At 72.1% G+C, this 19,071-nt stretch carries 18 protein-coding genes; 7 read left to right on the forward strand and 11 right to left on the reverse strand.

All coding sequences use genetic code 11. The features are described from left to right. A partial coding sequence (locus tag JJ683_RS11800; RefSeq protein WP_200174327.1) for an FAD-dependent oxidoreductase occupies nt 1-713 on the reverse strand: 713 nt, incomplete at its 3' end. Then, nucleotides 713-1,819, reverse strand: coding sequence for a uroporphyrinogen decarboxylase (hemE, locus tag JJ683_RS11805; protein ID WP_200174330.1), 1,107 nt, complete (start codon nt 1,817-1,819; stop codon nt 713-715). The genes JJ683_RS11800 and hemE, both read right to left, overlap by 1 nt. A 188-nt stretch (nt 1,820-2,007) precedes the next feature. Here hemE and JJ683_RS11810 point away from each other — a divergent pair, with 188 nt between their 5' ends. Then, nucleotides 2,008-2,601, forward strand: a complete 594-nt coding sequence (locus tag JJ683_RS11810) for a DUF3000 domain-containing protein (RefSeq protein WP_200174388.1) — start codon at nt 2,008-2,010, stop codon at nt 2,599-2,601. Here the strand turns inward: JJ683_RS11810 and JJ683_RS11815 are convergent. Beyond that, a complete protein-coding gene (locus JJ683_RS11815) occupies nt 2,570-3,811 on the reverse strand; it encodes an alpha/beta hydrolase (RefSeq protein ID WP_200174332.1) in 1,242 nt (413 codons plus the stop codon). The genes JJ683_RS11810 and JJ683_RS11815 overlap by 32 nt on opposite strands. A 125-nt stretch (nt 3,812-3,936) precedes the next feature. Between JJ683_RS11815 and JJ683_RS11820 the strand changes: the two genes are divergently transcribed. Next, nucleotides 3,937-5,376 (forward strand): WS/DGAT/MGAT family O-acyltransferase, encoded by a 1,440-nt coding sequence (locus JJ683_RS11820; RefSeq protein WP_200174335.1) that lies wholly within the window; start codon nt 3,937-3,939, stop codon nt 5,374-5,376. A gap of 9 nt (nt 5,377-5,385) precedes the next feature. Beyond that, a complete protein-coding gene (locus JJ683_RS11825) occupies nt 5,386-6,672 on the forward strand; it encodes an HRDC domain-containing protein (RefSeq protein ID WP_200174337.1) in 1,287 nt (428 codons plus the stop codon). Between the two features lie 37 nt (nt 6,673-6,709). On the opposite strand, the gene dxs is transcribed toward JJ683_RS11825, so the two are convergent. The 3 genes from dxs to JJ683_RS11840 all read right to left on the reverse strand — a co-directional run bounded on the left by dxs (nt 6,710) and on the right by JJ683_RS11840 (nt 12,345). Beyond that, nucleotides 6,710-8,674 carry a 1-deoxy-D-xylulose-5-phosphate synthase gene (dxs, locus tag JJ683_RS11830; RefSeq protein WP_200174339.1) on the reverse strand — a complete coding sequence of 655 codons (1,965 nt, stop codon included), beginning with the start codon at nt 8,672-8,674 and terminating at the stop codon, nt 6,710-6,712. Between the two features lie 311 nt (nt 8,675-8,985). Next, the gene (locus JJ683_RS11835; RefSeq protein WP_200174341.1) at nt 8,986-10,290 is read right to left on the reverse strand and encodes a class I SAM-dependent RNA methyltransferase; all 1,305 of its coding nucleotides are present in this window, start codon (nt 10,288-10,290) and stop codon (nt 8,986-8,988) included. Between the two features lie 6 nt (nt 10,291-10,296). After that, nucleotides 10,297-12,345: an APC family permease gene (locus tag JJ683_RS11840; RefSeq protein ID WP_200174343.1), complete on the reverse strand. Its 2,049-nt coding sequence runs from the start codon at nt 12,343-12,345 to the stop codon at nt 10,297-10,299. A gap of 209 nt (nt 12,346-12,554) precedes the next feature. Between JJ683_RS11840 and JJ683_RS11845 the strand changes: the two genes are divergently transcribed. Together JJ683_RS11845 and JJ683_RS11850 are read left to right on the forward strand one after the other, a co-directional pair. Next, nucleotides 12,555-13,220, forward strand: a complete 666-nt coding sequence (locus tag JJ683_RS11845) for a potassium channel family protein (protein ID WP_200174345.1) — start codon at nt 12,555-12,557, stop codon at nt 13,218-13,220. A gap of 60 nt (nt 13,221-13,280) precedes the next feature. Continuing rightward, complete coding sequence (locus JJ683_RS11850) at nt 13,281-13,970, forward strand: potassium channel family protein (RefSeq protein WP_200174347.1); 690 nt, start codon at nt 13,281-13,283, stop codon at nt 13,968-13,970. Here JJ683_RS11850 and JJ683_RS11855 read toward each other — a convergent pair. Both JJ683_RS11855 and JJ683_RS11860 read right to left on the reverse strand, forming a co-directional pair. Continuing rightward, on the reverse strand, nt 13,919-14,689 hold the full coding sequence (locus tag JJ683_RS11855; protein ID WP_200174390.1) for a DUF3159 domain-containing protein: 771 nt from the start codon (nt 14,687-14,689) through the stop codon (nt 13,919-13,921). The genes JJ683_RS11850 and JJ683_RS11855 overlap by 52 nt on opposite strands. A 100-nt stretch (nt 14,690-14,789) precedes the next feature. Further along, nucleotides 14,790-15,167: an OB-fold nucleic acid binding domain-containing protein gene (locus JJ683_RS11860; RefSeq protein WP_182347636.1), complete on the reverse strand. Its 378-nt coding sequence runs from the start codon at nt 15,165-15,167 to the stop codon at nt 14,790-14,792. Nucleotides 15,168-15,269: 102 nt separating this feature from the next. Here JJ683_RS11860 and JJ683_RS11865 point away from each other — a divergent pair, with 102 nt between their 5' ends. Further along, nucleotides 15,270-15,992, forward strand: a complete 723-nt coding sequence (locus tag JJ683_RS11865) for an alpha/beta hydrolase family protein (protein ID WP_200174348.1) — start codon at nt 15,270-15,272, stop codon at nt 15,990-15,992. 89 nt (nt 15,993-16,081) lie between these two features. Here JJ683_RS11865 and JJ683_RS11870 read toward each other — a convergent pair whose 3' ends face one another. Next, complete coding sequence (locus tag JJ683_RS11870) at nt 16,082-17,080, reverse strand: DUF3710 domain-containing protein (protein WP_307810885.1); 999 nt, start codon at nt 17,078-17,080, stop codon at nt 16,082-16,084. After that, nucleotides 17,077-17,571 carry a dUTP diphosphatase gene (dut, locus tag JJ683_RS11875; RefSeq protein ID WP_307810887.1) on the reverse strand — a complete coding sequence of 165 codons (495 nt, stop codon included), beginning with the start codon at nt 17,569-17,571 and terminating at the stop codon, nt 17,077-17,079. Before dut ends, JJ683_RS11870 begins: the two co-directional genes overlap by 4 nt. 111 nt (nt 17,572-17,682) lie before the next feature. Here dut and JJ683_RS11880 point away from each other — a divergent pair, with 111 nt between their 5' ends. Beyond that, nucleotides 17,683-18,234: a DUF3093 domain-containing protein gene (locus tag JJ683_RS11880; protein ID WP_200174349.1), complete on the forward strand. Its 552-nt coding sequence runs from the start codon at nt 17,683-17,685 to the stop codon at nt 18,232-18,234. A gap of 100 nt (nt 18,235-18,334) precedes the next feature. On the opposite strand, the gene JJ683_RS11885 is transcribed toward JJ683_RS11880, so the two are convergent. Next, nucleotides 18,335-18,640 carry a DUF4193 domain-containing protein gene (locus tag JJ683_RS11885; protein ID WP_143908450.1) on the reverse strand — a complete coding sequence of 102 codons (306 nt, stop codon included), beginning with the start codon at nt 18,638-18,640 and terminating at the stop codon, nt 18,335-18,337. Nucleotides 18,641-19,071 lie beyond the last annotated feature (431 nt).

Raw genomic sequence — 19,071 nt, forward strand, 5'->3', positions numbered from 1 at the left:
GACTCCTCGGCCGCGGCGGCCACGGCCCGCCCCAGCGACGGCGCTCCCGCGTCGAGCGCCCGGGCCAGGCCGGGCAGCGCCGCCCGCACGCCGATCGTCCCCGCAGTCCCCGAGTACACGCCGCCGAGCAGCGGGTCGACACAGCGTTCCACCACCGCGGCACCGTAGCGGCACCGCACCAACTCCCCCACCGTGGTATCCGAGCCGGGCACCCACGACATCGGGGCCGCGTCGCGCCGCGCCGCCTCCGCGGCGGACGCGCCCAGCAGGCCGGACAGCGAAGCCGGGTCGGCGGGGACCCCCATCAGGGTGCCCGCCGGCACGGCATGCAGCCGTCCCCCGGCGCGCAACAGCGGGGAGCTTCCCGCAGGGTGCACCACCTCTCCGTCCAGCCCCAGCTCCGCCAGCAGCGCCGGCACCTCGGGGCGGCGGGCCAAGAAGGCCTCCGCGCCGACCTCCATGGGCACGCCGGCGAGCGGAACGGTGCGGAGCTTGCCGCCGAGCCGCCCCGACGCCTCGAACAATGCGATGCGGCAGGCGCCGCCCAGCAGCGACCGGACACGGTGCGCCGCCGCCAATCCGCTCACCCCGCCGCCGACGACTGCGACGCGCAGCGGCGCGCCCCCACCGTCGGCGGACGCTGCCGCCGTGCCCGTCGCCGCTGCGTCCGCCGCGGTCGGGCCCGCCGCGGCTGTGCCGTCGCCACCCGCCATCAGTACTCGTGCACCCATTCCACGAGCCGGGTGAGCATGTCCGGATCCGTATCCGGCAGCACGCCGTGCCCCAGGTTGAAGATGTGGCCGGCCGCCCCGGCCCGCACGGCCCGTTCGCCCGCGTCGATCACCTCCACGGCCTTGCGGCGCACCGTCGGCGCGTCGGCGAAGAGCACCGCCGGGTCCAGGTTGCCCTGCACGGCCTGGCCGCCGCCGATCCGGCGGGCTGCGTCGTCCAGCGGCACCCGCCAGTCCACCCCCACCACGTCGGCGCCTGCGTCCGCCATCTCCGCCAGCAGCTCCCCGGTGCCCACGCCGAAGTGGATCCGCGGGATGCCGGCGCCCGCCACCTCGGCGAACACCCGCTCCGAGTGCGGCTTGACGTATTCGCGGTAATCCGCGAGCGAGAGTGCACCGGCCCACGAGTCGAACAGCTGGACCGCGTCGACCCCCGCCGCGATCTGCGCGCGCAGGAAGGTGACCGTGTTGTCCGTCAACAGGCCCATGAGGGCGTGCCAGGTGTCCGGTTCGCCGTACATCAGCGCCTTGGTGTGCTCGTGATTGCGGCTGGGACCGCCCTCCACCAGGTAGGACGCGAGCGTGAACGGCGCGCCGGCGAACCCCACGAGCGGCACCCGCCCCAGCTCGCCCACCAGCAGCCGGATCGTCTCGGCCACCGGTCCCACCTGCTCTGCAAGCAGACGCGGCAGCGCGTCTACCCCGGCGCGGGTGCGCACCGCCTCCGCCATCACCGGGCCCCGCCCGGCGACGATGTCCAGGTCCACCCCGGCGGCCTTGAGCGGTACGACGATGTCCGAGAACAGCACCGCCGCGTCGACGTCGTGCCGGCGCACCGGCTGCAACGTGATCTCGCAGGCGAGATCGGGGGTGAAGCACGATTCGAGCATGCCGATGCCTTCACGGACCCGCCGGTACTCGGGAAGCGAACGGCCCGCCTGCCGCATGAACCACACGGGACGGCGCGAGGGCGTGCGCCCGTGCGCCGCGGCGATCAGCGGCGCGTCGGTGAGGTCGCGCCGGGCCGGGCCGGGCCCGCCCGCAGGCGGCGTCGCGGCGTCGGAAGCGGGGGTCGGGATCTTAGCCATGGTCACATCATCTCCCGGTATCGGTCGCCGCGGAAATCCGCGGGAGCGCGCGTTTCCCAAAGGGTGCCACGCGGACACGCGGGGCCGGTGCGCCGCCGGACTCGGGGCCTGCACGTGCAACGGATCCGTATACTCGTCGGCGCGCCTCCCCGCGGGCCGGCTACAACGGGTTTAGCGTCCGTGGCGTGATGACTTCCGGACTGCAGGCGGAACCCGCGGTCTTTCGCGTCGCCGTCGACGCGATGAACTCCGCGTCGGTCCGCCGCGAGATCGAACTCGGGCCGATCCGCCCGCCCCAGCGCCTCGCCCCCTACAGCTATGCGGTCGGTGCCGAGGTGCGGCACGACGACGCCGCCGCCCCCGTGCCGGCACAGTCCGAGGGCGACGCGTTCGGCCGGCTGATCCTGCTGTACGACCCGCAGGGGGACGACGCCTGGAACGGCACCTTCCGGCTCGTGTCCTACGTGCAGGCGGACCTCGACTCCGCCGTCGCATCCGACCCGCTGCTGCCCGAGGTGGCCTGGAGCTGGCTGCAGGAGGCGCTGCAGCAGCGCGGCGTGGTGATCAATTCTCTCGGCGGCACCGTCACCTCCACCACGTCGGTGCGCTACGGCGACATCGCCGGCCCGCCGCGCGCGCACCAGCTCGAAATGCGCGCCTCGTGGACTCCGGACCAGGCCGCGATCACCGCGCACGTGGAGGCGTTCTGCGAGCTGCTGGCGCAGGCGGCCGGCATGCCGCCGGAGGGCGTCACCGACTTGGGAGGGCGCGGCCGCTCCTGAGCAGCGACCATTCCAGGAAGCGCGCCGCCTGCCGGACCACTGCCACCGTGCGCACCGACGGGAACACGTCGAACGCGTGCTGGGCGCCGGGGATCTCCGCGTACACCACCGGCTGCCGCGATTCGGCTCGCAGCTTCTCTGCGAAGATCCGCGCCTCCTGCGCCGGGATGAACACGTCGTTGCTGCCGTGCACGACGAGGAACGGCGGCGCGTCGTCGGTCAGGTGCGCCAGCGGCGACGCGGCGCGGTAGGCGTCGGGGAACTGCGCACCACGGCCCAGGACGATGGGGCTCAGCGGCGAGTGCACGCGCTTGGTCGTGGCACGGATGCCGGTCTCGGCGGCGAAATCGTAGACCCCGTACATCGGCACAGCGGCCTGCACTTCCACGTCCTGGTCCTCGAAGCCCGGCTGCAGGTCCGTGTCGTGCCCGGTAAGCGCGGTCATCGCGGTGAGGTGACCGCCCGCGGACCCGCCGGTGACGGCGATGAACTCCGGATCGGCGCCCAGGTCCGCGGCGTTGGCACGCAGCCACGCCACCGCCTTCTTCACCGCGATCAGGTGCTCGGGCCAGCGTGCACGGGGCGAGAGCGGGTAGTTCACCGCCGCGCACACCCACCCGCGCGAGGCCATCTCCTCCATCAGCGGGATTCCCTGCTGGTCCTTGTTGCCGATGACCCAGCCGCCGCCGTGGATCTGCAGCAGGATCGGGGCGCCGCCGGGGCTGTCGCTGCGGCTGTAGACGTTGAGGCGCGTGCGCTTGGACCCGTCGCCGTAGGTGAGGTTGCGGCGGCGCACCACGCCGGGCCGCGCCATCCGGAACGGGTTGACCAGCGCCCGGCACGGGATCGCCGTATCCACGGCAGGGATCTCGTCCAGGAGCGCGCGGTCCGCATCGGGCAGGTCGGCCTCGAACGCGTCCTGCACCGCGCCGCCGGCACGGCGGCTGATCGCCAGCGACGCACCGAAACCCGCGGCCGCGGCCGCCCCCAGCGCCAGACCCGCCTTGTCCGCGCCGCCGCGCAGGCCGTGCCGGAGCAGATGCTGCGCGTTGTCCACCGCCAGCGCCGCCAGCGCGTGCGGGGCCAGCTCCGCGCCCAGCCAACCGCCGAACATCGCGAGCACCGACGTCGCCATCTCCTTGGGCGGCGCGAGCACGTCCGCCGCCACCGCGGCCGCTGCCGCCTGCCTGATCAGATACCCGTTGGCCATGACCACGACGATAACGTGTTCCGGGATACGGCCGCGGGCACTCGCCGCGGCGGGCGCGGCCCGGTCTCGCGGGAACCGTGACCATACATAGCACGCGTTGAATGTCGACCCATTACGATCGAGGCATGGAACGCCTCAGCGGCTTGGATGCCAGTTTTCTCTACCTCGAAACGCCGTCGCAGCTGCTGCATGTCTGCGGCCTGATCATCGTCGACGGGTCCACCGTCGAGGGCGGATACACCTTCGACAAGCTCAAGGACGAGCTGGCGTCGCGGATCAAGGCGATGCCCGGCTTCCGGCGCAGGCTGCAGGATTCCTTCCTCAACCTCGACCACCCGGTGTGGGTCGATGCGGACGATTTCGACATCGACCACCACTTCCACCGCATCGCGGTGCCCGCGCCCGGGGGCCGCAAGGAGCTGTCCGATCTGTGCGCGCAGATCGCCGGAAAGCCGCTCAACCGCACGCGTCCGTTGTGGGAGATGTGGGTGATCGAGGGCCTGGCCGACGGCAACGTCGCCGTCATGTCCAAGATGCACCACGCCACCGTCGACGGCATCACGGGCGCGAACATGATGTCCCAATTGTGCAGCCTCACCCCCGAGGCGCCGCCGATGGATCCGGACCTGATCGCACAGCGCGTGGGCGGGGCCGACACCCTGTCCCTGGCCGTGACCGGCATCGCCTCGGTGGCGCGCCGGCCGCTGCGCCTGGCCAGGATCCTCCCCGGCACCATCGCGGTGGTGCCGCGATGGATCAGCCGGGCACGGGACGGGCGCGCCATGCCCGTGCCTTTCTCCGCGCCGCGCACCTCGTTCAACGGCACCATCACCGGGCACCGGTCCATCGCGTACACCCAGGTGCCGCTCGAGGCGGTCAAGACCGTCAAGAACGCCTTCGGCGTCAAGGTCAACGACGTGGTGCTGGCCATGGTGGCCGGGGCGCTGCGCACGTACCTCGAGAGCAACGACGAACTGCCGGACAACCCGCTCATCGGCATGGTCCCGGTGTCGGTGCACGGCAAATCGGACCGCTCCGGCACCAATCAGGTCACGGGGATGTTCACCGACCTGGCCACCAACATCGCAGATCCCGACGAGCGCATCCGGTACATCGCCGAGCACAGCGACATCGCCAAGGAGCACAAGGACGCGATCAGCGCGACGCTCATGCAGGACTGGGCGCAGTTCTCCGGCGCCAACATGTTCGGCGTGGCCATGCGTGCCTACGCCAAACTGCGCCTGGCGGAGCGGCATCCCGTGGTGCACAACCTCGTCATCTCCAACGTGCCCGGACCGCCGATCCCGCTGTATTTCCTGGGCGCCCGAATAGAGGCGATGTACCCGCTGGGCCCCGTCTTCCACGGCGCGGGCCTGAACATCACGGTGTTCTCGGTCGCCGGGCAGCTCAACGTCGGGCTCATCGCCTGCCGCGAGCTCAGCCCCGACCTGTGGAAGCTCGCGGAGGGCATGGACGGCGCGCTCGACGCCCTCGTCGCCGCGGCCGAGGCCGGACCGGCCCCCGTGGACAACGCGCCCGTGCAGCCCGCCGACACCCCCAGCTGAACGGAAACGATGCCGCAATCACCACAGGACCGTGACGTTTCGGCAGCGGATGAGGCCACCGCGCCGCCGTCCACGCCGCTCCGGGCACCGAGGGAGGGCGTGCCGCAGCTGCTGGCCTCAGGAGCCGAGACGGCGGCGTTCGCGGAGCGTCTCGGCGAGGGCACCGGCCCCGTCGCCGTCGACACCGAGCGCGCCTCCGGCTACCGCTACTCCGGCCGCGCCTACCTGGTGCAAGTGCGCAGGGCGGGGGTGGGCAGCGCGCTCATCGACCCCACCGAAGCCGGTCCGCTCGACGCCCTCGCGCGCGCCTTGAATCCGCTCGAGTGGGTACTGCACTCCGCCGACCAGGACCTCCCGTGTCTCGCGGAGATCGGCCTGCACCCCGCTGCTCTGTTCGATACGGAGCTGGCCGGACGCCTGCTCAACCAGGGGAAGGTCAACCTGGCTGCGATGGTCGAACGCGAATTCGGACTGCTGCTGGCCAAGCAGCACGGCGCCGCAGACTGGTCCCGGCGGCCCCTGCCCGCCGACTGGCTCAACTATGCCGCTCTGGACGTCGAACTGCTCGTCGAACTACGCGACGCGCTGTCCGACCAGCTGCGTGCGCAGGGCAAGTCGGAGTGGGCCCGCCAGGAATTCGAGCACATCCGCACCGCGCCGCCACCCGCACCGCGGCCGGACCGGTGGCGCAAAACCTCCGGGATCCACAAGGTCCGAGCGCGGCGCCGGCTGGCCGCCGTCCGGGCGTTGTGGACCGCACGGGACGCGCTCGCCGAATCCCTCGACCGCGCCCCCGGCAGGGTTCTGCCCGACTCCGCCATCGTCGAGGCCGCGCTCGCCGACCCGGCCACCGTCGGTGAACTGCGTGCGCTCAAGGTGTTCGGCGGCCCTCGTCAACGCAAACGGTCTGCTCTGTGGCTCGACGCCCTCGCGGAGGCGCGGGCACTGCCCGACTCCGCCTTGCCGCCCCAACGCCCGGCAGGGGGAATCCCCCCGGCCGGGCGTTGGCCCGCCGCCCGCCCGGAGGCCGCCGACCGGCTCGCCGTCGCACGCGAGACCGTCGCCGCGCTCGCCGAGGCGAACGACCTTCCGGCCGAGAACGTCCTCGAGCCGCGGGTGCTGCGCGAGCTGTGCTGGAACTGGGGTGAAATCCCCTCCGGGGACGGTGCCGACGCCGGTGCGGAGTCCCTGGCACGCATCGACTCGCTGCTGCACTCCGCCGGCGCACGCGACTGGCAGTGCGAAATCACCGCGGAGGCGCTGGCGGACGCTTTCCGGCAGCACGCCCGGAATTGACCGCCCCGGGCTCCTCTCCAGGGCCCGGGCGGGGACGTCAGCCCGCCGCGATGTGCCCGCGGCCGGTGTCGGTGGGCAGCGCTGCGGCCGGCGACCCGCCCAGGCCCAGGTGCGCCACCCATTCGGTGATCTCGCGCGCCACCGCTTCCGGAGTCAGTCCCAGGTCCGCCAGCACCTCGCCGCGGGAGGCGTGTTCGAGGAACCGCTGCGGCACCCCGATAGACCGGCTGGGCACGTCCACGCCGACCGTACGCATCGCCGCGGACACGCCGCTGCCGATGCCGCCGTGCACACCGCCGTCTTCGAGCGTGACCACCAGCGCATGCGTCCGGGCGAGCGCCACCAGCGCGTCCGGCGCGGGAATGACCCATCGCGGGTCCACCACCGTCGCCGAGATGCCCTGCATCCGAAGCCGTTGGGCCGCGTCGACGCACGTGGCCGCGAACGGCCCGACGCCGACGATGAGCACATCCGCGCCGCCCGCCGCCGGGCTGCCCGCGGATTCCCCGGTGCGGGCGAGCACGTCCACGCCGCCGATTCGCTCCAACGCGGGCAGCTCGGCGGGCAACGCCCCTTTGGGGAAACGGACCACCGTCGGACCATCGTCCACCGCCAGTGCCTCGTCGAGCTCCTCACGCAGCCGTGCGGCGTCACGTGGTGCAGCCACCCTGATGCCCGGCACGATCCCCAGCAGCGACATGTCCCACACCCCGTTGTGGGAGGCGCCGTCCGACCCCGTCACTCCGGCACGGTCGAGCACGAGGGTCACCGGCTGCTTCAGCAGCGCCACGTCCATCAGCAGCTGGTCGAACGCCCTGTTGAGGAAGGTCGAGTAGATGGCCACCACCGGGTGCATGCCGGCGAGCGCCAGTCCCGCCGCCGACGCCACGGCATGCTGCTCGGCGATCCCCACGTCGAAGAAGCGGTCCGGATAGGCGCGGCCGAAGGCGGACAGGCCCGTGGGCCCGCCCATTGCGGCCGTGATGGCGACGACGTCCTCGCGGGTCGCGGCCCGCTCGATCAGGTGGGCGGAGAAGGCCGACGTCCAGTCCGGTTCCGAGGCCGACTTCGCCAGCCCCGTCGCGGGATCGATGACCCGCACCGAATGCATCTGGTCGGCCTCGTCGTTCTCCGCCGGCGCGTAGCCCATGCCCTTGCGGGTGACCGCGTGCACGATCACCGGTCCGCCGAACTCCTTGGCCATCCGCAGCGCGGACTCCATCGCTTCGATGTCGTGGCCGTCCACCGGGCCCAGGTACTTCAGGCCCAGGTCGGTGAACAGCACCTGTGGGCTCACCGCGTCCTTCACACCCGTCTTGACGCCGTGCAGCACCTTGTAGGCGGCCTCCCCCACCACCGGGACCCCGCGCACCAGGCGCCGGCCGTTTTCCAGCACCCGCTCGTATCCGGGCTGCAGCCGCAGGCCGGACAGGTGGGCGGCCAGGCCGCCTATGGTCGGCGAGTAGGAGCGGCCGTTGTCGTTGACGACCACCACCAGCGAACGGTCGACGCCCTCGGCGATGTTGTTGAGCGCCTCCCAGCACATGCCGCCGGTGAGCGCGCCGTCACCTACCACGGCGACCACGGTGCGGTCGGTCTGTCCCGAGACGGCGTATGCCTTGGCCATGCCGTCCGCGTACGACAGCGAGGCGGAAGCGTGGCTGGACTCGACCCAGTCGTGCTCGCTCTCCGCCCGCGACGGGTAGCCGGACAGCCCGCCCTTCTTGCGCAGGGTGGCGAATCCGTCGCGGCGGCCGGTGACGATCTTGTGCACGTACGCCTGGTGGCCGGTGTCGAAGATGATCGGGTCATGCGGCGAGTCGAAGACCCGGTGCAGCGCCAGCGTCGTCTCCACCACGCCCAGGTTGGGTCCGAGGTGCCCGCCGGTGGCGGAGACCTGCTGCACGAGGAACTGCCGGATCTCGTCGGCCAGCGACTCCAGCTCGCCGCCGCTCAGCCCGCGCAGATCTGCGGGCTCCTGCACGCGGTCGAGCATGCTCATCGTCGCCTGTCCTTCCCACGAATGCCACCGTCCGGATGCGCGTCCGGACGGTGCACTGCTCTGTTCAGCCGGGTCATACGGGTCACCGCACGGCTCGACGCCCCGGTCCACGTCCGATCCAGTCTACGGAACACGCAACCGGAACCGTGCGTGCACGGACATGTCCTGCACCACGGGCATGTCCGTGCACCCGCTCCGGGCACCGCGCCGCTGGATTCACGTTACCCACCGTCACGTCTCAACCCGTATGGTGCCGCACTCCGGCCAGTCGTCGCGGCCCCGCCGCCGCAGCGCGGACCCGCACCGCCGGATCAGCGCACCAGCAGCGCGAAGCTCTCGAAGTGGTGGGTCATCGGGAACCCGTCGAAAGCGGCCAGCTCTTCGACGCGGAAACCCGCCTCGCAGTAGAGCCCCAGGTCGCGGGCGAACGACGCGGGGTCGCAACCCACATGGACGATCCTGGCGACGGGCGTCGCGGCCAGCGCGCCGATCACCTCGCGGCCCGCGCCCGCGCGCGGCGGATCGAGCACCACCGTGTCCGGAGCGGGGGCCGCGCCGGCGAACTCCTCGAGAGCGTGCCCCACCCGCTTGTGGTGGAACCGCACGGCGCCGAGATCGGCCAGCGCGTCCCGGCCGTCGCGCACGGACTGCGACGACGACTCGACCACCTCGACGCGACCCGCGTCGCCGACCTGGGACGCCATCGCCGCCGCGAACACCCCGGCGCCCCCGTACAGGTCCCACGCGGTGTCGCCGCCACGCAGACCCGACCATGCGCGGACCAGGTCCGAATAGGCTTGCGCCGCCGCTGTGTGCACCTGCCAGAACCCCGTGGGCGCCAGCCGCCACTCGCGTCCGTCCACGCGTTGCACCGCGCTTCCGCCGCCCTCGACGATGTGCTCGGCCCGGCGCTGCGACCGGGCCGCCCGCCGCGCGCTCGCCCCCCTGCGCCCGGCCCGGCGGTGCGCCGCCCGGGTGAGCGGAGGTGGGGCGATCTCGACCACATGCCGGCGACCGTCGTCGTCCACCGCCACGGCCAGCTCGGCGCCGGTCCGCCACACGGTGTCCTGCAGCCCGTCGAGCGCGCGAGGGATCTGCTGCGGGCAGCGCAGGTCCGCCACCACCTCGGAGCCGCGGTACCGGCGGTATCCGGCGCGGCCGGCGTCGTCCACCGACAACCGGATGCGCGATCGCCACCCCTCGACCGCGCCCGCGTCCCCGGCGTCCTCCGGGCGCGCCCCCGGCGCGACGACCGGCAACGGGGTCACGGGGGCCCGCAGCGGCAGACGCGCGATGCGGGCCAGCTGCTCGGCCAGGACCTCCTCTTTGAATCGCCGCTGGGCGCCGGGCGCGATGTGTGAAAAGTCGCAGCATCCGGCGCCGCCGCGCGCCGCCGGGCAGGCGTCCGCCACCCGGTCCGGGGCCGCCTCCAGGACGTCGGTCGCCTCGGCCCGGCAGAACGAGCCGCCCTTGTCCTCCGTCACGCGCGCGCGGACACGCTCCCCCGGCAACGCGCGCCGCACGAGCACCACGCGGCCCTCCGAGCGGGCCACGAACACGCCCCCGTGCCCCACGGCATCGATGCGCAGTTCGAGGACCCTTCCGGTCCAGTCCATCGTCGATCAGTCCCTTCCGCGCTGCGGGGGGCCGCCGCCCTGGCGGGCCGGATCGTCCGCCGCCGGTCCATCGGTGAAGCCGCGACGCACCGCCCCGGGCACCGCGGTGCCGCGCAGACGGGACCGCACCCGGGCGGACGACTCGAGCTGCCAGGGCACGCTGGCCACGATCACACCACGCTGGAACAGCAGCCGACTCTTGAGCCGCAGTGCGCTCTGATTGTGCAGCACCTGCTCCCACCAGCGTCCCACGACGTACTCGGGGATGAACACCATGACGACGTCGCGCGGCGCGTCCCGGCGCAGCCGTTTGACGTAGTCGAGGACCGGCCGGGTGATCTCGCGGTACGGCGATTCGATCACCTTCAGCGGCACCCGGATATCGCTGTTCTCCCACTGCCGGACGAGCTCGCGGGTGTCCGCGTCGTCCACGTTGACGGTGACGGCCTCGAGCGTGTCCGGCCGGGTGGCGCGCGCGTAGGCCAGCGCGCGGAGCGTCGGCTTGTGCAGCTTGGACACCAGCACCACCGAGCGGGTGCGGCTGGGCAGCACCGCGTCCCAATCCGAACCGGACAGCTCCTCGGCCACCGCGGCGTAGTGCCGCTGGATTCCCCGCATCATGAGGAACAGCAGGATCATCAGGACCAGCGCGATCCACGCGCCGGCCGCGAACTTGGTGACCAGGACGATGACCAGCACGGCGCCGGTGAGGACCAGGCCGATGCAGTTCACCAGACGCGACCGCCGCATTCTCGCCCGCTCCCGCCGCGACTGTTCGTCCGCAAGCAGGCGGTTCCAGTGCAGCACCATCCCCGCCTGGCTCAACGTGAACGAAATGAACACTCCGACGATGTACAGCTGGATCAACGCGGTGACCTGGCCGCCGAACGCCACGACGAACCCGATGGCCGCGGCCGCCAGGAACAGGATGCCGTTGGAGAACGCGAGTCTGTCACCGCGTGTGTGCAGCTGACGCGGCAGGTAATTGTGCTGCGAGAGCACCGACGCCAGCACGGGGAAGCCGTTGAACGCGGTGTTGGCAGCGAGCATGAGGACCAGGGCGGTGGCGATGGTCACCACGTAGAAGCCGACGGGGAATCCGGAGAACACCGCCTGCGCCAGCTGCGCCATCATCGTCTTCTGCTGGTAGCCGTCGGGCGCGCCGACGAGCTGCTCCGCCGGGTTCTCCGCGATCTTCACCCCCGTCTTCTGCGCCAGCACGATCATCCCGATGAGCATGGTGATCGCGATCCCGCCGAGCATGAGCAGCGTCGTCGCCGCGTTCTTCGATTTGGGCTTGCGGAACGCGGGGACGCCGTTGCTGATCGCCTCCACGCCCGTGAGCGCGGCGCAGCCCGAGGAGAACGCCCGTGCGATGAGGAACACCAGCGCGATCCCGTAGAGGTGGCTGTTGTCGGAACGCATGCCGAAGTCCGCGGACTCCGCCTGCACGTCGGCACCGAGAATGAAGGTGTCCACCAGTCCCCACACCAGCATGATCAGGACCGAGACGATGAAGATGTACGTGGGGACGGCGAAGGCCTTGCCCGCCTCCCGCACGCCCCGCAGGTTTCCCGCGGTGAGCAGCACGATCGCCAGCACCGCGAAGATCACCTTGTGGTCGCCGATCACGGGGACCGCCGCGCCGATGTTCGACACCGCCGCCGCGATCGACACCGCTACCGTGAGCACGTAGTCCACCAGCAGCGCGCTCGCCACCGTCAGCCCCGCGGAGGGCCCGAGGTTTCTGGTGGCCACCTCGAAGTCCCCGCCGCCGGACGGGTATGCGTGCACGTTCTGCCGGTAGCTGGCGACCACCACGACCATCACCACGGCCACTGCGATGCCGATCCACGACGTGTACGCGTAGGCGGAGATCCCGGCCATGGACAGAACCAGGAAGATCTCCTCGGGCGCGTAGGCGACCGAGGAGACCGCGTCCGACGCGAACACCGGCAGCGCAATACGCTTGGGCAGCAGCGTGGCCCCCAGCGTGTCGCTGCGGTACGGCCGCCCCAGAATCAGCCGTTTGGTGGCTGTGGAAATTTTGGACACTCGGGCCAGCGTATGCCCTCCCCGCTCGCGGCGCGCCGCTAACCCGCCGCACCGTCGTGCGGCCGGTTCCGGGCACCCTGCACCCCGGCGGCGGCCCGGGTTGTAGCGTTCGTGGAACATCGCCGCGGCGGCGGTGCGCCCACGCCCGCCCGTCGCAGCACCGGTGCGCGCCCGCACCGGTCCCCGCATTGCTCGAAGGGAGTCCGCCAGTGCACGTCGTCGTCATGGGCTGCGGTCGCGTCGGAGCCTCGCTGGCGGCCTCGTTGTACCGGGTCGGCCACGAGGTCGCCATCATCGACCGCGATCCGCAGGCCTTCGACCGGCTCGCCACCGACTTCCCCTCCGAGCGGATCGTGGGGATGGGCTTCGACCGTTCCGTGCTCATCCGCGCCGGCATCGAGAGGGCCGACGCCTTCGCCGCAGTCAGTTCCGGTGACAATTCCAACATCATCGGCGCCCGCGTTGCACGCGAGATGTTCGGCGTCGACCGCGTCGTCGCGCGCATCTACGACGCCAAACGCGCGCGCGTGTTCGAGCGCCTCGGGATCCCCACTATCGCCACCGTCCCGTGGACCACCGATCGGTTCTTGCAGGCGATCACGCAGGATTCACCCTCCGACAGCTGGCGCGACCCGTCCGGCAACGTCGCAGTGGTGGTCGTCAACCCGCACGAGGACTGGATGGGCCGCAGGACCTCCGCGCTCGAGGACGCGCTCGGCGCCCGGGTGGCCTTCCTCATCCGCTACGGCGAGGGGGTGCTGCCCGACGCCCGCACCGTCCTGCAGGCCGACGACCAGGTGTACATCGCCGCCGTGGCGGGGCGCGTCGCGGAGTCCGTGGCGCTGGCCGAGGCCCCGCCGCCCGTCGAGCTGTGACGCGCAGCCGCCAGATCCACCGACGCACGACAGACCGGAACGAGTGACGAGGGTGCCCCGATGAGAATTGCCATTGCCGGAGCGGGCGCGGTGGGCCGCGCCATCGCGGGAGAGCTCCTGATCAGCGGCCACAGCGTGATGCTCATCGAGCGCAAGGCGTCCGCTGTCGCCCCTGAGGCCATCCCGGGCGCGCGTTGGGTGCATGCGGACGCCTGCGAGCTCGGCCGCCTGGAGGAGGCCGAGCTGCAGAACATCGACGTCATGATCGCCGCCACCGGCGACGACAAGGCCAACCTGGTCACCAGCCTGCTCGCGAAAATCGAGTTCGCCGTGCAGCGGGTCGTCGCCCGCGTCAACGACCCTCGCAACGAGTGGCTCTTCGACGAGTCGTGGGGCGTCGACGTGGCCGTCTCTACGCCGCAGATGCTCGCCTCGCTCGTCGAGGAGGCGGTGACCGTGGGCGACCTGGTGCGGCTGATGACCCTGCGCCAAGGCAGCGCCAACCTCGTCGAAGTGACCCTGCCGGACGACACGCCCCTCGCCGGCAAGCCGGTGCGCAGGATTCCCCTGCCCCGGGATGCCGCACTGGTGACGATCCTGCGCGGCGGCCGCGTCATCGTGCCGGAGCCGGACGACCCGCTCGAGGGCAGCGACGAACTGCTCTTCGTCACCTCCGACGGTGTCGAGAGCGAGCTGCGTCAGGCCCTGGGACTCGGTTCATCGGAGGGGTACGGCTCGCCGGCAGGGTAGCCGGGCTCCGGCGTGCCCCCCGCAGCGGACCGCCCATTCCCGACGCCCGGTCCATCGTCGTCGGCAGCTTCTGCGTCAACAGCCTCGTCGTCGGCAGACTCATCGTCAGCGACACCTTCGCCAGGCGCCTCGCCCTCCGGTGCACCGAGGGCCTCGAACACCGCCGTGTCTGCACGCCGGATCGCGTAGAAGGTGACGAGCAGGGCGAGTGCGGCCAGCGGCCAGCCCATGGTGATGCGCGCGAAGGCGAGCCAGCCCGTCTGGTCCGAGTCGTAGAGCTGCGACTGCACCAGGTAGCGGGCGGCGAACACGACGGCCCAGCCGATCGTCGCGACGTCGTAGAGCGTGCGGGCCCGCCGCACCGAGCGCCAGCGCGACGATACCCCGTTGAGCCCGTTCCAGATGACCCCCACCAGCGGCCAGCGCACCAGTACGGACAGCAGGAAGACACCCCCGTAGACCAGGGAGGTGTAGATACCGAAGAGGAAGTAGCCCTTGGCGGTGCCGGTGCGGTGCGCAATGTAGGCGCAGATGCCGACACCGATGAAGCCGGAGACAGCGGGCTGGATCTTCTCACCGCGGACGAGACGCCACACGAGGATGGCCGCCGCGACGCCCAGCGCCGCGAACAGTGCGGGCTGCAGGCTCCAGACGGCGTTGACGGGGACGAAAACGAGGATCGGCAGCGTCGAGTAGACGAGCCCGCCGATCCCGCCCATCTGCTCGAGAAGGGTTTCTTTGCGTTCCTGCTCCTGCGTCACCGTTCGAGGGTGCCACACGTGCGCGTGCGCGTGCGCCGGCCGGCCGCCAGGCCGCGCCTCATGGCTCCCCCTGCAGCTCGTACAGGGGGTTGTAGAGCACCTTCGCGCCGTCGCGATCGCCGAGCCGCCCGCGCACCGAGACGGTGCGTCCGGGCTCGATCCCGGGGATGCGGCGCCGGCCGAGCCACACGAGCGTCACTGTGTCGTGACCGTCCCACAGCTCGGCCTCCATGCCCGCCGCGCACCCGCGCGTGCCCGCGGACACCGTCCGCAGCCGGCCGACCATCGTGATCTCCTCGCCGCGGACGAAGTCCGTGCACGGGCGGACCCCCGCGGCCTCGGTGGCCGCGACCATCTCCTTGGTGTCGAGGTCGTCGATGTCCTCCGTCAGCCGCTGTGACAGCCGACGGAAATAGCCCTTAGCCGCGGTAGCCATGACGCGCTCCTGATGACGCTTCTCTCACGCGGTTCGCCCGCCTTGCACCGCCACCCTAGACCCGCCTGCGGGGCGGGTTCGTCCGGGCTGGAAGATCGTCACGTGCCTGTGACCTTCGACGCCCCGATCGCCGTCCTCTTGCCTGGTACGGGCTCCGACGACGACTTCGCCCGGCGCGCCCTCGCCCCCGCCGCCGCGGCGCTCGGCGCCGACCGCATCATCGCCGTCGCGCCGCGCTCCGCGCTGATCGACGGATACCACCACGCACTCGACGACGCGGCCCGTGCGGCAGGCGACGGCGGGCGCATCCTGATCGGAGGCGTGTCCATCGGCGCGATGGCGGCGGTGCAGTGGGCCCTGCGCTCGCCGGGGCGCGTGGCGGGGATCATCGGCGCGATGCCGGCCTGGTGCGGCCGACCGGACGGCAGCGCCGGCGCGGCGAGCGCGGCCATCACCGCGCAGCGCGTGGCCGCCGACGGGGTGGAGCCGACGATCGCGCAGATGCGCGCCACCTCGCCCCGCTGGCTGGGCGACGAACTCGCCCGCTCGTGGCGCGCTCTGGGCGCGGACCTCGCCGATTCGATGCGCGCAGCGTCCGCCTACGTGGCGCCGACACCTCGGCAGATATCGGCTCTCGACGCCCCGCTCGGCGTAGTGGGGGTCGTCGACGACCCGCTGCACCCCGTCGAGGTGGCCCGCGCGTGGGCCCGTGCCGCCCATTGCAGCGCCGTGTCGACCATCACGCTCGACGCGCTGGGCGTCGACCCGTCGGTACTGTCGAGGGCCGGGGCGGAGGCGTTGCGCCGCGCCGCGCGGACGCGGTGATCACTGCCGCGCCGCGCGGACGTGATCACCGCCGCGCCGTAGGCCCGCCCGCGGTGCGCCTCGTCCGGCTGTGCTGCCCTCGGGCCCGGTCAGGCGCCGTTGCCGCGCCGGAACTGCTGCATCGCAGAACCGTTGGGGTTCTGCCGGGGCGCCGGCGGTGCAGCGCTGTCGCCGCCGGTCTCCACGCCCCCCTGCGCGCCGTGGGACGCCTCACGCAGCGCGTCGCTCATCTGCTGCTGACGCTGTTGCAGCTGCTCCATCGCCGCGCGCTGCTGCTCGGACTGGGTCTGCGCCGCGCGCTGCTGCTGGGCTTGGGCGAGCTGCTGCGCCAGTTCCTGGGGCAGTGTCACCGTCAGCGGCGAGCGCACCGGCATCGGCTCCGTGCCGCGGCGCACCACGGCGCCGCTGATCATCTCACGCGCCACCCCGGTCAGCTCCGCATCGTCACCGACGGAGCCGGTGGGCCCGATCGCGACGCCGCGCAGCATCCACCGCGGCCCGTCGACACCGATGAAGCGCACGTCGCCGTTGGCGGAGGCCGCGTGCAGCTCGCGCCCCCACGGGCCGGTGCGCACCGAGGCCGTCGCACCGTCTCCCCGCACCGATTCCGCCAGTTCCGTGATCACCGACCGCCACTGGCCCGGCGACTTGGGGGCCGCGAAAGCCGCCATCGTCACGCGGCCGCCGCCCACCGTGACGAACACGCCGTTGACGCTGCCGTTGGGCGCCATCTCCACCTGCACCTGGCCGCCCTCGGGCACCGGGATGAGCACTGAACCCAAGTCCAGTACGCGCGACTCCGCCGCCAGCTCCTCGAGGCCCTCCACCTCGGCTTCATCGAACGGGCCGTCGCTGCGGTCCTGGGACTCCGCGGGTTCGTCCTCCGGCGCGCCGGAGGCGCCGTCCCCGGAAACCTCCGCGTCCGCGGCGTCCTGGGCCGGAGGGGTGTCCTGGGCCCCCGGCGCATCCTGGGCCGGAGGGGCGTCCGGCTCCGTACCGGCCTCATGCTGCTCCGTGGGGTTCTGCCCGGGCTGCCCGTCATCCGTCGCCTGGGCCTCGTTCCTTTTCTTGCGCCCGAACACCGTCACACTCCCTGTTCCGTCGACTCGCCTGGACCGTCGCCGCTGCCGGAACGTCCGTCCCCGAGCGCCGAGTGCCCTCCGCTCGATCCGTGACCGCCATCACCCCGCGATGTCGCGTCCAGCTCGTCGACCTCCACGAAGTCGACCAACTCCACCCGCTGCACGACGAGTTGCGCGATCCGGTCGCCGCGCGTGATGTCTATGGCCGTCCGCCTGTCGTGATTGATCAGGCAGACCTTGATCTCACCACGGTAACCCGCATCGATGGTGCCCGGGGTGTTGACGATCGACAACCCGGCGCGTGCGGCCAATCCGGAGCGCGGATGCACCAGTCCCACCGTCCCGACGGGCAGCGCCACCGCGATGCCGGTCCCCACCAGCGCCCGCTCCCCCGGCGCGATGCGGACGTTCGTCGCGGAGCACAGGTCCACCCCGGCGTCGCCCGGGTGCGCACGGCGCGGCATGGGCAGTCCGGCGTCGAGGCGCCGCAGCCGCACGCGCCCCGGCGGCGCGCCGGAATCACCGGCTCGCGGGGTGCCGGCGGGGTCGTCACGGCCGGCGGGGACAGCAGAATCAGTGGACACAGCCGGCCAGACTATCCTGGTGGCGTGTCCAACGCTTCACAGTCCACCGATACCGGCGGCCGGCCGGTCCCCGACGTCGTCTACAGCGAGCGCCTGTGGATCCCCCTCTGGTGGTGGCTCATCGGTGCGGCCGTCGCCGCACTGATCGGCTACGAGCTCCATCTGGCGTTCCCCTCTGTCCCCACCTGGGTGCTGATGGTCGCGATGCAGCCCGTCTCCCTCGCAGCGGGCGCCTGGCTCAGTCGGTCACGGCTCACCGTCACCGCAGGCCCTGCCGGGCGCGAGTTCCACATCGCCGGCCGCGCGCATCTGCCGCTCAGCGCGGTGTCCCGCGCGGTGGCGGTGCCGCGGTCGGCCAAGCGGGCCGCCATGGGCCGCCAACTGGATCCGGCCGCGTTCGTCTTCCAGCGCCCCTGGGTGGGGCCGCTGGCGCTGATCGTCCTCGACGACGCAGACGACCCCACCCCCTACTGGCTGGTGAGCTCGCGTCGGCCCCACCGCCTCCTCGACGCCCTGGGCGTACCCCAGGCGCCGATCGAGGGCGACCGACCCGCCCACACGTCACCGGCCGAGTAGCGCCCGCGCCCCGGGCCGCCCCCGAACGAAAGCGGCCGCCCCGGTGCCGCTCGGAGTTCCGAGATGCGCCGGAGCGGCCGCGTGTTCGCGTGCCGCGGGCCTAGCCTGCGCAGTCGCGGCAGAGAAGCTGGCCGTCCGGAGTGACCTCCGCGAGCCGCGACCGGTGGTGGACCAGGTAGCAGCTGCTGCAGGTGAACTCGTCCTGCTGCCTCGGCACAACGCGAACGGACAGCTCCTCGCCGGACAGATCCGCACCGGGCAGCTCGTAGGACTCGGTCGTCTCCCCGTCGTCCACGTCCGCAGACGCGGCCTGCGCGTCGCCGCGACGGGACTTGAGCTCCTCCAAGGAGTTCTTTCCCGCTTCTTCCGAGTCGCCGCGCCTGGGGGCGTCGTAGTCGGTAGCCATTGTTCCTTCCCCTGCCTCGCCGCACGGTGTCGCCGTGCCTGATGCTCGTGTCGAACGCGAGCGCCTTGTCACGCCGGGTTCGAACGCCTTGGCTGCATAACGCGCTCCTACCACGTTTTGTGCCCGCATATGCCCGGAAACAAAGGTGATGTTCACCACATTCTCCGCCTGCTCGACGCGGGCGCGCAGCACCCGGATCGGCCGGTCCGGGCGGCAAGACGATAGCGAACGCTCCAGCGCCACCCTGCACCGCCCCCGTCCCCCGGCCGGCCGTGCCCGCCGGAAAACCCGCCCCACAGGGTGCCCCGAACCCGATCCGTCGGCCCCGGCGTGCCGCGTGTACGAACGGAATCCGCCCCGAACACCTCGGGTTCAGCGTGTGTCGCACTGCCCCGGGCCCGCCCTCGCGCATAGGGTGGTGACACCGGTCG

It is taken from the genome of Tomitella cavernea (assembly GCF_016599145.1).
Classification (GTDB): domain Bacteria; phylum Actinomycetota; class Actinomycetes; order Mycobacteriales; family Mycobacteriaceae; genus Tomitella; species Tomitella cavernae.

What these genes read in the sequence shown, in the direction of transcription:
- hemE (WP_200174330.1), bottom strand. Translation starts at nt 1,819, where the DNA reads ATGGCTAAGATCCCGACCCCCGCTTCCGACGCCGCGACGCCGCCTGCG.
- JJ683_RS11810 (WP_200174388.1), top strand. Translation starts at nt 2,008, where the DNA reads ATGACTTCCGGACTGCAGGCGGAACCCGCGGTCTTTCGCGTCGCCGTC.
- JJ683_RS11815 (WP_200174332.1), bottom strand. Translation starts at nt 3,811, where the DNA reads ATGGCCAACGGGTATCTGATCAGGCAGGCGGCAGCGGCCGCGGTGGCG.
- JJ683_RS11820 (WP_200174335.1), top strand. Translation starts at nt 3,937, where the DNA reads ATGGAACGCCTCAGCGGCTTGGATGCCAGTTTTCTCTACCTCGAAACG.
- JJ683_RS11825 (WP_200174337.1), top strand. Translation starts at nt 5,386, where the DNA reads ATGCCGCAATCACCACAGGACCGTGACGTTTCGGCAGCGGATGAGGCC.
- dxs (WP_200174339.1), bottom strand. Translation starts at nt 8,674, where the DNA reads ATGAGCATGCTCGACCGCGTGCAGGAGCCCGCAGATCTGCGCGGGCTG.
- JJ683_RS11835 (WP_200174341.1), bottom strand. Translation starts at nt 10,290, where the DNA reads ATGGACTGGACCGGAAGGGTCCTCGAACTGCGCATCGATGCCGTGGGG.
- JJ683_RS11850 (WP_200174347.1), top strand. Translation starts at nt 13,281, where the DNA reads ATGAGAATTGCCATTGCCGGAGCGGGCGCGGTGGGCCGCGCCATCGCG.
- JJ683_RS11855 (WP_200174390.1), bottom strand. Translation starts at nt 14,689, where the DNA reads ATGGGCGGGATCGGCGGGCTCGTCTACTCGACGCTGCCGATCCTCGTT.
- JJ683_RS11860 (WP_182347636.1), bottom strand. Translation starts at nt 15,167, where the DNA reads ATGGCTACCGCGGCTAAGGGCTATTTCCGTCGGCTGTCACAGCGGCTG.
- JJ683_RS11885 (WP_143908450.1), bottom strand. Translation starts at nt 18,640, where the DNA reads ATGGCTACCGACTACGACGCCCCCAGGCGCGGCGACTCGGAAGAAGCG.